This window comes from Lentzea waywayandensis (genome assembly GCF_900115955.1).
GTDB classification, from domain to species: Bacteria; Actinomycetota; Actinomycetes; order Mycobacteriales; family Pseudonocardiaceae; genus Lentzea; species Lentzea waywayandensis.
In genome coordinates this window covers 135,817-148,776 of sequence record NZ_FOYL01000008.1, presented here as the reverse complement: position 1 = coordinate 148,776, position 12,960 = coordinate 135,817, and the positions used below count along the sequence as shown (strand labels likewise).

General features: G+C 68.5%; 11 protein-coding genes and 1 pseudogene. 6 read left to right on the top strand and 6 right to left on the bottom strand.

The genetic code is table 11. The annotated features are described in order from the left end of the window. Nucleotides 1-72: 72 nt before the first annotated feature. Entirely contained in the window at nucleotides 73-960 is an 888-nt protein-coding gene (locus BM417_RS28580) for a helix-turn-helix transcriptional regulator (protein ID WP_093600996.1), read from the bottom strand. Nucleotides 961-1,098: 138 nt separating this feature from the next. Here BM417_RS28580 and BM417_RS28575 point away from each other — a divergent pair, with 138 nt between their 5' ends. Further along, nucleotides 1,099-1,878, top strand: coding sequence for an NAD(P)H-dependent oxidoreductase (locus tag BM417_RS28575; RefSeq protein WP_093600994.1), 780 nt, complete (start codon nucleotides 1,099-1,101; stop codon nucleotides 1,876-1,878). 199 nt (nucleotides 1,879-2,077) lie between these two features. Continuing rightward, nucleotides 2,078-3,130, top strand: a complete 1,053-nt coding sequence (locus BM417_RS28570) for a DUF2330 domain-containing protein (RefSeq protein ID WP_093600992.1) — start codon at nucleotides 2,078-2,080, stop codon at nucleotides 3,128-3,130. 12 nt (nucleotides 3,131-3,142) lie between these two features. Here BM417_RS28570 and BM417_RS49920 read toward each other — a convergent pair whose 3' ends face one another. From BM417_RS49920 to BM417_RS28560, 3 genes are all read right to left on the bottom strand, one after another. Next, a complete protein-coding gene (locus tag BM417_RS49920; RefSeq protein WP_281251359.1) occupies nucleotides 3,143-3,277 on the bottom strand; it encodes a hypothetical protein in 135 nt (44 codons plus the stop codon). A 237-nt stretch (nucleotides 3,278-3,514) separates the two neighbouring features. Beyond that, nucleotides 3,515-3,724: a hypothetical protein gene (locus BM417_RS28565; protein ID WP_143138839.1), complete on the bottom strand. Its 210-nt coding sequence runs from the start codon at nucleotides 3,722-3,724 to the stop codon at nucleotides 3,515-3,517. Further along, nucleotides 3,721-4,281 carry a hypothetical protein gene (locus BM417_RS28560; protein ID WP_143138838.1) on the bottom strand — a complete coding sequence of 187 codons (561 nt, stop codon included), beginning with the start codon at nucleotides 4,279-4,281 and terminating at the stop codon, nucleotides 3,721-3,723. Before BM417_RS28560 ends, BM417_RS28565 begins: the two co-directional genes overlap by 4 nt. A gap of 124 nt (nucleotides 4,282-4,405) precedes the next feature. Between BM417_RS28560 and BM417_RS28555 the strand changes: the two genes are divergently transcribed. After that, on the top strand, nucleotides 4,406-6,397 hold the full coding sequence (locus tag BM417_RS28555; protein ID WP_093600986.1) for a S9 family peptidase: 1,992 nt from the start codon (nucleotides 4,406-4,408) through the stop codon (nucleotides 6,395-6,397). Between the two features lie 59 nt (nucleotides 6,398-6,456). Here the strand turns inward: BM417_RS28555 and BM417_RS50360 are convergent, their stop codons facing one another. Further along, nucleotides 6,457-6,855, bottom strand: a complete 399-nt coding sequence (locus BM417_RS50360; protein WP_407656178.1) for a hypothetical protein — start codon at nucleotides 6,853-6,855, stop codon at nucleotides 6,457-6,459. 75 nt (nucleotides 6,856-6,930) lie between these two features. Between BM417_RS50360 and BM417_RS50355 the strand changes: the two genes are divergently transcribed. Then, nucleotides 6,931-7,932, top strand: coding sequence for a tetratricopeptide repeat protein (locus BM417_RS50355; protein WP_407656177.1), 1,002 nt, complete (start codon nucleotides 6,931-6,933; stop codon nucleotides 7,930-7,932). Between the two features lie 250 nt (nucleotides 7,933-8,182). Here the strand turns inward: BM417_RS50355 and BM417_RS48010 are convergent, their stop codons facing one another. Next, nucleotides 8,183-8,425 (bottom strand): hypothetical protein, encoded by a 243-nt coding sequence (locus BM417_RS48010; protein ID WP_093600984.1) that lies wholly within the window; start codon nucleotides 8,423-8,425, stop codon nucleotides 8,183-8,185. Nucleotides 8,426-8,737: 312 nt separating this feature from the next. Between BM417_RS48010 and BM417_RS50465 the strand changes: the two are divergent. Beyond that, a pseudogene (locus BM417_RS50465) lies at nucleotides 8,738-9,105 on the top strand (C40 family peptidase); the annotation flags it as partial. 532 nt (nucleotides 9,106-9,637) lie between these two features. Continuing rightward, nucleotides 9,638-12,952: an NB-ARC domain-containing protein gene (locus tag BM417_RS28530; RefSeq protein WP_218164583.1), complete on the top strand. Its 3,315-nt coding sequence runs from the start codon at nucleotides 9,638-9,640 to the stop codon at nucleotides 12,950-12,952. Nucleotides 12,953-12,960: the final 8 nt, after the last annotated feature.

The following is a 12,960-nucleotide window of genomic DNA, read 5'->3' as shown; positions in this document are numbered from 1 at the left end:
GAACAATCCTCAACGGTCCTCAACGGACCTAAATGAACCCGCGCCGACCTGCAAGAGTCTTGTTACCGCAGTTCAGGGCATTATCGCAGAGCGATGGACAGGTCCGAGGCCGTGTGAAATCTTCTGAGCGTCCATTGTGGAGTGAGCCTCACCGCTGTGCGCGCCCAGGCTCGCGAGCAGGTGCAGCCCGTCCTCGGCGGGGCCGCCGGGGGCCGCGGACAGCACCAGCAGCTCCATACCTGACTCGTCCGGTAGCGCGAAGTTCTCCTGGTGCAGTTCCAGCAGTCCGACCAGCGGGTGCCGATACGCCTTGCGTCCATGTGCCCTGGCGCGCACATCCGCGCGGGCCCAGAGGCGGCGGAAGCGCTCGCTGCCCATCGCCAGCTCGCCGATGAGCGAGGCCAGGCGGGGGTCCTCTGGATACTTGCCCGCGGCCAGGCGCAGGTGTCCGACCACGTCGAGGGTGCAGTTCTCCCAGTCCGCGTAGAGGCCGCGCTCGGCCTCCTCGAGGAAGATGTGCCTGGCGGTGTTCAGACCAGGTATCGGCCGGCCGTAGAGGAGTCCGGCGAGGCGGTTCCCGGCGAGCACGTCCAAGCGGTGATCCATGATCAGTGCGGGTGCGTCGGCGACCAGGTCGAGGACGCGCAGCAGCTCCGGCCGGACCCGCCCGCCCGGCGCCTTCGCTCTGCGGCGCCGCTGCCGGGCGAGCCGGTAGAGGTGCCCGCGTTCGGTCTCGTCGAGGCCGAGGACGCGGGCGAGCGCGTCGAGGACCTGTTCGGAGGGCTGGGTCGCGCGGCCCTGCTCCAAGCGTACGTAGTAGTCAACGCTGACTCCGGACAGATGTGCGACCTCTTCGCGGCGCAGCCCTTCGACGCGGCGGTGCCTGTCGGTGGGAATGCCGACGGCCGCCGGGTCGACGCGGGAACGCCGGGTCCGCAGGAAGCCCGCAAGATCGTCCATATCCCCAGTATGGCCTCGGTGGTGCCCGTGAAGGTGGTCCTGCCGGTACCAGGAAGTCCCGTCCGATGGAAGAAGCACCCCTGAACGCCGGGCGCCGCGGCACCCAGGATCGAAGGCACCCGATCCGAAGGAGTTCCCATGAAGACGCTGATCGTCTACGCCCACCCGGAGCCGAAGTCGCTCAACGGCTCGCTGAAGGATCTCGCGGTGTCCACATTGGAGACCGCCGGGCACGAGGTACGGGTGAGCGATCTGTACGCGATGAACTGGAAGGCGGTCGTGGACGCCGCGGACTACGGCCCCGATGCCTCTAGTCCGCTGAAGGTGGCCCTGGACTCTGGCCGGGCGTTCGACGCAGAGACGCTCACCCCGGACGTCCTCGCTGAGCAGCAGAAGCTGCTGTGGGCCGACACGATCATCTTCCAGTTCCCGCTGTGGTGGTACACGATGCCCGCGATCCTGAAAGGCTGGGTCGACCGGGTGTTCACCTACCACTTCGCGTACGGCGTCGGCGAGCACAGCGACACCAAGTACGGCGAGCGCTTCGGCGAGGGCACCCTCGCGGGCAGGAAGGCTCTGCTGTCGGTGACCGCCGGCGGCCCGGAGTCGCATTACGCCGCTCGCGGGATCAACGGCCCCATCGAGGATCTGCTGTTCCCGATCCACCACGGCATCCTCTACTACCCAGGCATCGAGGTGCTGCCGCCGTTCGTGCTGTACAGCACCGACCGGATGACCGGCGAGGACTACGCGGACGTCGCCAAGGCCTGGGAGCAGCGCCTGCTCACCCTGGAGTCGACCGAGCCGATCGCATTCCGGCGGCAGAACTTCGGTGACTACGAGATCCCCTCGCTGCACCTGAAGGAGGGGCTGGAGCTCGCGGGCCGCACGGGTTTCGGGCTACACGTGCGCGGCTAACCGCCGGCCACGTAACGAGAGTTCCGAACCCGGGATCGGCATCGGCATCGGCATCGGCATCGGGTCACGATGCGCAAAGAGGGTCGCCAGGGACAACGTGCGCGCCCACCTCCCCGACGCACTCGACCTCGCCGCCTGACTGTCACAACGGGTTGGTCACGGCGTGAACCGCGAAAGTGTTGGTGCACTCTGAGCAACCATGCGACTTTTCGTGCTGGCACGCTGGCTGCTCACCCTGCTCACCCTGTTCGGTGGACTCGGGGCGGTGTTGGTTGGGCCAGGCGTGGCGAACGCCTGTGCGTGCGGAGCGGCGATCGCCGACGAGCTGACGCCGGTGCGGGAGACCGCGCTGGTCGAGCTGGATGGCCCGACCGAGCACGTCACGGTGAACATCACCGCCGACACCACGTCGGACTCGGTGGCGTTCCTCATGCCGGTGCCGAGCCGGGCCGAGTTCGCCATCGCCGACGCTGCGTTGTTCACCGACCTGGACGAAGTGAGCCGGCCCAGGGTCGAGTACCGCGAGAAGGAGATCGACGGCAACGGAGCCGGTGGCGTCGAGGCACCAGGCGGCGAGGTCACGGTCGTCGACCACGTCGAGGTCGGGCCCTACGAGCTGGCCCAGCTGACCGGCACCGACAACCGCGCGGTCAGCGACTGGCTCACCGCCAAGGACTTCGCCCTGCCCCCTGACCTCGCCACGCACCTCGGCCCGTACCTGGCCGAGGGCTGGCTGGTCATCGCGGTGCACCTGCGGCCGGAGGCGGCGGAGGAGACCTTCGACGACGGGTTGCCGCCGATGCGGATCAGCTTCGCCACCGACGAGCCGGTCTACCCGATGCGGTTGTCGGCTGCCGCCAAGCGCAGCCAACCGCTGCGGCTGTACGTGCTCGCCGACCACAGGATGGACGTCACCGACCCCACCCCCGGCGACGGCGAGCCCGACCTGACCTTCGCCGGCTGGCTGACGCCCGACGAACTCGACGAGCATCCGGAGCTGGCGAAGCTAGTGACCGAGCGCCGGTTCCTGACCCGCTACGACGCGCGGGTCGCCCCAGAGGAGGTCACCGACGACATCCACCTCACCCAGGCGGCCGAGGACGAGACGTACCGGGCGGTGGTGGTCCAGACGCGGTACGTCCGAGGCCCGTCCACCGCCGAGGTGACACTGGTGGCGCTGGGCGGCGTTGTGGTGGTCGGGCTCGCGGTCGGGGCGGTCATCCTGGTTCGGCGGCGTCGGCGACGCCGGTGAGGGCCCGGTAGCTCACGGGTGACCGAGGGGCGCGGGCACACTACGCCGAAGCTTGGCGTCGTGGTGGCCCTTGGTCTTCTTGCCCGCGTCGTAGCCGGCGCTCGCGGTGGGAACGGTGTCGGCGCCCCGCACTGTTCGGGAGTCCACGATCGCGGCGGTGCGTAGTGGAATCCGTCCGGCGTGGAGGCGGACAGGTCACGCAGTGCGTCGTGAACCTGTTGCCACACATCGACTTTCGCCCAGCGGCGGAAGATGCCGCAGGGTCGTCGCCTTCCAGTACGAGTGGGCGACGCCACCGAGACGCACCGCACTCTGCTCGCCGCACACGTCCACGCCATCGCGTTCACGCCGAGCCGACAGTGACCGAGAACTTTGTCTGCGGTGTCAGCCGGGTGTGATGCCGTAGTGCTCGCGTACCTCGCCGACGTTCGGCACGGCGGAGAACCCCAAGTCGCCCGCGCTTATGGTGATTGACTTGTCCTCGGTCGCGTACTTCTGCGGTGTTCCCCAGCTGTCCACGAGGTCGGGCGAGGCGGCGTTCACCGCGGCGGCCTCGTCCTCGGTGGTCGCGTCGAGCACGAACGAATAGGTCATGCCGCGGCCTCCCCGCAGACGGCCGGGCCGGAGCGGCACGCCCACATCGAGCACCCGTCGGGATCGGATTCCTCCGCCGCGTCAACGGTAACGAGATGGAGACGCCGCGACCTGGTGCGCGGTTCGAGATCGACCTCGTCCAGCGGCTTGCAGGAGCGGTGCAGGAAGTACTGACCACGCAGGGGCTGGCCCTGGTCCGTCGCGTGTGGATAGCCATGGCGGATGGCTTTGTCGAACTCCACCGCATCCGCCCAGCCGTCAGGATCGTGGTCACGGATCCATCGCCAGCCTGCGTTGTCGTGGAACGGGCAGCCGACGCAGGCGGACTTCACGGTCTGGCCGAAGCCCCGCTCCACGAGATACTCGAGGCAACGAGCTCGATCCCAACCTAGGTCGAGCAGTGGGAAGACGTTCCGCAGGAAGTTGACACCGGAGTCCTTCGCCCGCGCGAACTCCTCGGTGCTGATGCCGATCGCCTGCTCCGCATAGACCCCTCTCGGTACTCGGCGCGGATGCGGATGCGGATAGCCGAGAAGGTGTCGAGCCGCCCGCTTCAACGGGGTGATCTTGTACTCGCTGGTGCTTATCTGCACCGTTGGTGCGGCTGCACGCTTCGGCCGAGTGTGCCGAGCGCAGTGACTCGTCCACGTTGTGCGCTGTTGACGTTGGCACACTGATCACATGACAGGTTTGACCGCTGAACTCGTGGTCGAGGGTCGCGTCCCGCAGACATCGGCTCTCGCTCCGAACGGGCATCTGCTCTGCTACGTTCTCGCCCCCATCAGCCGAATCGGTGACCACCTCGACACCGCGCTCTGGCTGGCCGACATCAACGGCGACGGTGTGTGGAGTCGGGTGACCGCCGACACCGCGACGGAGTCCCGGCCTCGCTGGTCCGCGGACTCGGGCACGTTGTACTTCCTGTCCGACCGCGCCGAGCGTGGCACTCCGCAGCTGCACCGGCTCAGCCCCGCCGACGACGTGGTGATCGCGGTGACCCGCTGGCGCGCCGGCATCATCGACCACCGGCCGCTCGCCGATCCCAACCTGATCGCGCTGCTCGCCGAGGACGAGCCCACCGAGCAGGACGTGCGCCGCGCCCGGGACCGTGACGACGCCATTGTCGTCGGTGAGCGCGAACCGCGTGCTCGGCTGCGCCTGCTTGACCTGCGCACCGGCCAGGTCACCACCCCGGATGTGTTCGGCGACCGGCACGTCGTGGAACTGCGGCAACGACCCGACGGTGGCCCGCTCGCCGTGCTCACCCAGGCCAGCGCCGACAAGGACTACGGCCCCCGCACCGGCCAGCTGCACCTGTTCGACCCCGCCACGGGGACCGCGGAAGACCTCGGACCGGTCGAGGTCGACGCACAATCCCTGGCTTGGTGGCCGGCTGAAGACGGTTGGCACCTCGGTTACATCGCCCTCACCCCACCGGTCCTCCACGCCGGCACCGCCGTGTTTGACCTGGCTATGAGCAGCCGCGTCCGCCGCAACCGCACCGCCGACCTGCCGATGTGCCCCACCGAACTGTGCCAGACCGACGCCGCCCCGCTGGTGGTCTTCGCCAACGGCCTGAACACGACCCTGGCCCGGCTCGACCCCGACGGTCCCACGCCACTGTCGCAGCACCCCGGCCACCTCGACGCCCTCACCACCACCCCAGCAGGCAAGACAATCGCGGCACTGACCGGCACCCGTTACCAACCCACGAACGTTTATGTTGGGCCACCGACCGGGCCGCTGCGGAAGATCACGGACACCCGCCCCGAACTGGACGGCATCGCATTCGGTACCCAGCGACCGCTGGCCTATCGAGCCGCCGACGGCCTCGATCTGGACGGTCTGCTCGTACTGCCGGCCGGGAAATCCGCCTCGGACGGCCCGTTCCCACTCGTCACGATCGTGCACGGAGGCCCCGACGACCGGTACGCCGATCGCCTCCAGTTGTTCTCGTTCCACAGCGCACAGGCACAGTGGCTGGCCACCGCCGGATACGCGGTGTTCCTGCCCAACCCGCGCGGCGGCCAGGGCCACGGCCACGAGTTCGCGGCCAGCGTCGCGGGCAGGGTCGGCAGGGAGGAGTGGTCCGACATCCTGACCGGCATCGACCTGCTCATCGCCGAGGGCATCGCCGACCCCGACCGACTGGGCATCGCCGGCGGTAGCCACGGCGGCTTCATGGCCGCCTGGGCGATCGGGCAGACAAACCGGTTTCGCGCCGCGCTGGTCAACGCGGGTATCACCGACTGGGGGATGCTCGCCGCGACCGGGGAGCACGGCCAGCTCGACGGCGCACTCAGCGGCAGCATCGGGTGGGATGGGATCGGCCCACACCCGCACGACGCGGTCAGCCCGGTCTCCTTTGCCAGCCGCGTCCGCACGCCGGTGCTCATCCTGCACGGCGCCGAGGACACCAACGTCCCCCTCGGCCAAGCCGTGTACTTCCACCGGGCCCTGCGCCATTTCGGCGCCGAGCACGAATTCGTTATCTACCCCAGAGAGGGCCACTCGATCCAGGAACGCAACCACCAACTCGACGTCCTGCATCGCACCCGTGCCTGGTTCGACCGCTGGCTCCAGCCCTCACCGGAGATGCCTGGTCCTGGCATCGTTGTTCCCACACTGACGACTGCACGAAGCAAAGGCGGTCTCGGCCAGACCGTGCCGTAAGAGGTGCTCGCCCACTTTCTCTGTAAATGTGACGTGGCTGCTGATTGAGGAGGTGCGGCTCATTCGTTCGCCTCCTTGAAAGTTGGGATGCCGAGGCTGACGACCGGTCGCCGGAGCCGCCGTTGGGTGTCATCGCGTTTGGCTCGCAGGAAGGTGAGGGTCATACCGATGCCTTCGAGTTCGCCGGCCCAGTTCTCTGCTTCGGCGCGGGTCCGGCGGTCGAGCAGATCGGCTTCGAGTTCGTCGAGGCGGGCGAGCATCTTGGGGTTGACGCGCAGCATCGGGCAGCGGATGCAGGCGTGTTCGTGCTGGCAGGGCGTGCCGTAGGGGCGTCCGCAGGAGCCGAGCTCGACTTTGCGCTTGTCGAAGTGTTCGTCGAACTCGGTCCACTCCTCGCTGGTGGCCTCGCGGTACTCCGGCACCTGCAGCAGGCCCTCACCTCGGCCGAGCACCACCACGACCCCGCCCAGCAGGCCTACACCCACCACGAGCTCGGGTGGGACTGGGAGCGGCGGGGAGACGACCGGCAGGCCATGGAGCACGCCCGGCGCGCCCTGGACCTCTTCCGCACCCTTGACCAGCCGGTGTGGGAAGCCCGCGCGCTCAACCAGGTGGGCTGGTTGGCCGCCTGCCTGGGCGAGTACGACACCGCCCGCGCCCACTGCAAGGCCGCCCTCACCCGGCACCGCCAACACCGCAACCCTGACGGCGAGGCGGAAACCCTGGAAACCCTGGACAGCCTGGGCTTTGTCGACTTCCACACCGGTCAGCACCGCGAGGCCATCCCCACTCCGTCCTGGGCCAACGCGACCAAGCCCGCGCGGCGTGGCAGGAGGCCCTGGAGCTGTACCAGCAACAGGGCCGCGACAGCGGAGCCGACCGAGCACAGCGGCAACTCGACGACCTCGAGTAGTCGGACACCGACCGGCTCAGCCGCGGAATCGACTCGAACTCGGCTGGCTGATAGTCACCTATCCGCTCGATGCTGGACTTGTGGACCACGTCACGGCGGCCACAACCTCACGACACCAATACGCGATGGCATTAGTAAACCGTTGCAGTGCAAAGGAATTAGCGCTGGCCCGGGAGTTCTGGCCACGGAAGTGTCGACACTGGGCGGCGGCGCTCACTGGCGAGGGGTAGCGGCAAAGCGTGCACTGGCATGGCGGTCATGTGCCTGGCAGTCGGAGACAGCGGGCGGTTTCCGTCAGTTGCTCAATGCGTCCGTGGTTGGCGGCTCGAGGTTGGTCGATTCCCGCGTTGCTCGCCCTCACACAGGAACTTCAGTGCTGCCACCGGATCGCCCAGCAGGTCGCTGTTCTCTTCCAGTGCGGCGGCCTGCGTCTCACTGGTCGTCCACGAACGGGTCGGTGGCACCCAACAGCAACCGTCCACAAGCGACGCCGTGCACGGTTTCAGGGTCGGCGGCGCCCTGCCGGGAGCCGAGCCAGACGGTGCACCGTCCGCGCCCGTCGCAGAAGTCGCCCCACGGTGGTCATCGGTCACCGCCGTGGGGGACGGGTGGCGACTCGTAGCTGCAGTTCGATCTCGTGGTGATCGTGTCCTATGAGGATCGTGGTCAGCCACGACGACGGCAGCACCTTCGGAGACCGGGTTCTCGGGGGACTGTCGAGGGATATGTGGTGGCCATCGGCGGTGACGATGTGCCAGTCGATCTTATCGGACTCGGTCGGCGCAGTAGTAGCTTGCCGACGAGCCGCCCGTCGCGGGTGGCGGTGCCGTACAGCGTTTGTTGCGCGTCGGCGGGGTCGACGACGATCGCGGTCACCCCTCAGCCGTTCTCGGTGAGTAGGCGCATTCCTCGTTGCAGTACCGACCGCCTTTGCTTGCGATGAAGGGACATTCGTCGCGGTGGGCTTTGGTGAACGTGACGCTGCCGTCGGGATACGCGATGCTGTGCAACGCGCCGCCGTGGGTGTACGCCCAGGCGATCTCGTCGGGGTCGATGCGGTGTTCGGCGTCAAAGCCGTGGATGGTGTCCAGCAGCGCGCTTACCGCGCCGTGCAAGTGGGGCGACGAGGTCAGCGTGGTCGGCGGTGAGGCGAGGATCTCGGCGGTACGGCGCAGATAACACGAGGTCCGATGCAGTTCCTCGCGTCGACCTTCAACGGCGTTCTCGCGGCACACCAGATTCCGCCCGGTGGTGCCTCTCCGCCTTCGCGGCACAACCCGCATGACGCAATCCACGCCGCAGCATTCCTGTTGTGCGACAACGGGGTTTGCCGAGGTGACCTGCGCGCGGCGATCTTCTCCTACAACCACGCCAACTGGTACGTGGACATGCTCCTCGAACAAGCCGCCAAGTACACCGAAGCCGCCACGACCGGCACCGGCGACTGTCACGCCGTCCGTGCTCCCAACACCATCACGCTGGCCGCGATCAGCTACGCCTGCAGGCAACTGGGGCTGCCCTACGTGTGGGGCGGCAACGGGCCCGACGCAGGACACGCTGGCTTCGACTGCTCCGGCCTGACCAAGGCCGCCTACGCCACCGCCGGAGTGACATTGCTTCGCACTGCACAGCAGCAGTTCGACACGGGGCCCCAGGTCGCCGAAGGTCAACCTCTGCTGCCGGGCGATCTGGTGTTCTACGGCAGGTCGGCAATTTCCGCTACGACGGCGACGACTACGCCGGTGCGACACGTCCAGCGAACCAGCCAACAACTGTAGCTTCTGCGGACACGTGACCACTTCCGCGCGAACATGACCGGTAAATGGCCACCTGACGATCTACGAGGAACAGCTCTCTCACCGAAACGCACGACCTGGCTCTGCCCGTGCTCGGCCAGCGCCCCAAAAGACGACGACGCCGACGTGCTCGGCGATCGCCCAGCCCTGTCCGCAAGCGTGCCCGCGGTCTTGCCGAGCCCACCGATCCCGGTCACCACAAGCCCCGCCCAGTCCCCGACCTGTTCCCGATCCTGGGCGGTACACCGCAGCACCGCCGCGCGGGTACGCAAGTCCGGCCGGCGTCCGATCAGATACCCGACCGGCAACTCCCGCACCCCAGCTCTGGGGGTGAGGTCGATGTGCTCGCCGGTGGCCAGGCTGCGGAGCCTGGTGGTCACTTGCCGAAAGCTGGCCGCGCTGCCGTGGCGCAGCAGGACGCCGGAGACTCGATCAGCTGAAGGACGACCAGGCCCCGGATGGCGGACTCCGGTCGCCGAGCGGGCAGCCGACACTGGGCGGATGGCGGGGAATCCGGGGACGCACAACGAGATGAGCGGCGTGGTCATCGGTTCACTTGTACAAGCCGGGCATGTCACGATCACCGGTCCCGCCCGGCCGCGGCGGCCATGGATGGCCCCGCCGCTGGATCGGATGGTGCAGCGCCCTGAGTTGGGCGAGCGGCTGGTCGCAGCGTTGCTCGCGCCCGATGCCGCCGAGGTCGGACTGACTGGGCTGCGCGGTGTCGGCGGATTCGGCAAGACGACGCTGGCCACCTGGGTGTGTCACAGGCCGGAGATCGACCGGCGTCATCCCGGTGGGCTGCTGTGGGTCACCGTCGGTCAGGACGCCCATGGCGTGGATCTGGCTGAGCGGATCAACGATCTGTCCTTCGCGTTGTCCGGGCAGCGGCCGGTGCTGGCCAGTCCCGAGGCCGCAGGCGCGGAATTGGGGCGATTGCTGGCCGAGCGGGAACCGGTGCTGCTGGTGGTGGACGACGTCTGGACCGAGTCCCAACTGCGGTCATTTCGGTTTGGCGGCAAGGGCTGTACCCGGTTGGTCACCACTCGCATCCCGGATCTGCTGCCCGCAGGCGTGCGGCCGATTGCAGTCGACGAGATGTCCGGGCAAGAGGCAGGCCAGCTGCTCACCGATGGAGTACCGGGGTTGTCGGCGGATCTTGTGCACCGGCTATGCGTGGCGGGTGGCCGGTGGCCGGTGCTACTCAACTTGATCAACGGCACGCTGCGCCGCCGGGTGATGCGCGGTCAATCCCCAGCCGAGGTCGCCAGACACGTCCTCCGCCTGCTCACCGCGGACGGCCCGACCGCCTTTGACGCCGCGCGCCCAGTGGACCGGGCCCGCGCGGTCGCGGCGACCATGGCGGCGAGCCTGACCCTGCTGTCTGCAGCCGACCGGCAGCGGTACCTGGACTTGGCCGTATTCGGCGAAGATGTGCCAATCTCGTTGGACGTACTGGCGCTGCTGTGGCCGGACTGCGAAGTCGAGACGGTCTGCGAGGAGCTGTACGGCGTCGGTTTGGTCGCCGACTACCGCCTTGATCCGCCCGGGCCGCGGCTGGTGGTGCACGACGTGATCCGTGCCTATCTGCGTTCCCGCACCGACGATGCGGGCCAAGTCCAGATACACCGCCGATTGATTGCCTCAGCCCGAGCCCTGATACTTCCGGGCCCGCCCGAAGCCCCAGCAGACCCGTGTGACCGGGGTACCCCATGGTGGCGGCTGCCCACCGCCGCCGGTTACCTGTGGCGCTTCCTGGCCTACCATCTGCACGCCGCAGGCCACGACACCGAACTGGCTGAGCTCGTCTGCGACCTGCGCTGGGTGGAGGCCAAGACTCGCCGCCTCGGCTCCGTCGTCGGAGTGGAAGCCGACCTCGACCTTCTCGACACGCCGTCCTCCCGCGCCCTGGGTGCCCGGCTTCGCCAGGCCGCTCACCTGCTCAGCCCGATGGAACCGTCGTCTGCTCTCGGCGCAACCCTGGCCAGCCGCTTGCACGGCGCCCGTGAACTCGCCCCGATCCTCAACCGCTACCGGACGACCCTGCCCCGTCCCCGGCTGGAACCGGCGTGGCCGCTACCGGATCAGCCGGACCCGTCCCGTCCGGCCGCGCTTGGGCATACCGGCGGGATCGCCGCCTGTGCGTTCTCCCCGGACGGCTTGCTGGTGGCCACTACCGGCGACGACCAGACCGTCCGGCTGTGGTTGCCCAGCGGCGCCCTACATGCCGTGCTCACCGGTCACAGCGCCGGGGTATGGGGATGTGCGTTCTCGCCGGACGGTTCATTGCTGTCCACCGCAGGCGACGACCGCAGTGTGCGCCTCTGGCGGCTGCCTGGGGGACGGTCGGAGGCGGTGCTGACCGGTCACACCGGCCGGATCAACGCCTGCGCCTTCTCGCCGACCGGAGCGCTGCTGGCGACTGCGGGAAGCGATACGACCGCCCGCCTGTGGTCCCTCGCAGACCACACCTGTCAGGCGGTACTGACCGGTCACACCGGGCGCGTCACCGCCTGCGCATTCTCTCCGAGCAACCAAGTGCTTGCCACCACCGCCGAAGACGGCACGATTCGCCTGTGGCGCGTGCCCGACGGCGCTCCGCTCGCGGTGCTGACTGGCCACCGCGGCGGTGTCTGGGGCTGCGCGTTCTCTCCGGACGGCAGTCTCCTGGCCACTGCGGGCGAGGATGAGACCGTGTGCCTGTGGTCAATGCGCGATGGAACCCGTGCGGCTGTGTTGACCGGGCACACCGATCGCGTCACCAACTGCGCCTTCGCCCACAACGGAACCTTGCTCGCCACCACTGGCCACGACACGACAGTCCGCCTCTGGTCGATACCCGATGGCTCCCCGCTCGGCGTGCTGGCCAGGCATGGCGCATTCACCCGCGGTTGTGCGTTCTCCCCGGACGACGCCCTTCTGGCCAGCACCAGTTGGGACGGCAGTGCCCAGCTGTGGAATGTGGCCACCCGCACCAGACACGTGGTGCTGTCCGGCCACGACGCCTGGTCACGCGGCTGCGCGTTCTCGCCGGACGGCACCCTGCTCGCCGGCACCAGTGCCGACGCCACGGTCCGGCTGTGGCGCCTGCCCGATCCCACTCCGGCGTTGTTGTCAGGCCATACCGGCATCGTGGTGCGCTGCGCGTTCTCGCCGGACGGCACGATGCTGGCCACGACCAGCGCTGACCGCACAGTGCGGCTGTGGCGAATGCCAGACGGCGCCCCCATCGCAGTGCTGGCCGGCCACACCGACCTGGTGAAGGGCTGCGCTTTCGCCCCGGACAGCGCCCTGCTGGCCACCACCTCCGACGACCACACCATGCGCCTGTGGCGCTTGCCTGATCCCAGTGGTCACACTGTCCTGACCACCCACACCAGTCGGATCAATGCCTGCGCGTTCGCCCCGAACAGGACCCTGCTCGCAGCCGGAAGCAACGACGGCACCGTGCAACTATGGGACCTCGCCGACGCCGCTCCGCGAGCTGTGCTGACTGGCCACACTGACGTGGTCAACGGCCTCGCCATTTCGCACGACGGCACCCTGTTGGCCACCGCCAGCGACGACGAGACACTCCGCCTGTGGCACCTACCCGAGGGCGACCTGATGGCGGTGCTCACCGGCCACACCGGTTGGGTCGACCGCTGCCGGTTTTCCCCGGACGACACGACCCTCGCCTCAGCCAGCAACGACGGCACCATCCGCCTCTGGCACGTCGCGACTGGCGAATGCCGTACCGCTCTCCGCGTCGCGGGCCCCGCCACCGGCATCGCCTGGCATCCCAACGGCTCCCTGCTGGCCACCGGCGGCGGCGCGGGCGTTTACCTGTTCCACCACTTAACTTGACTCCAGGA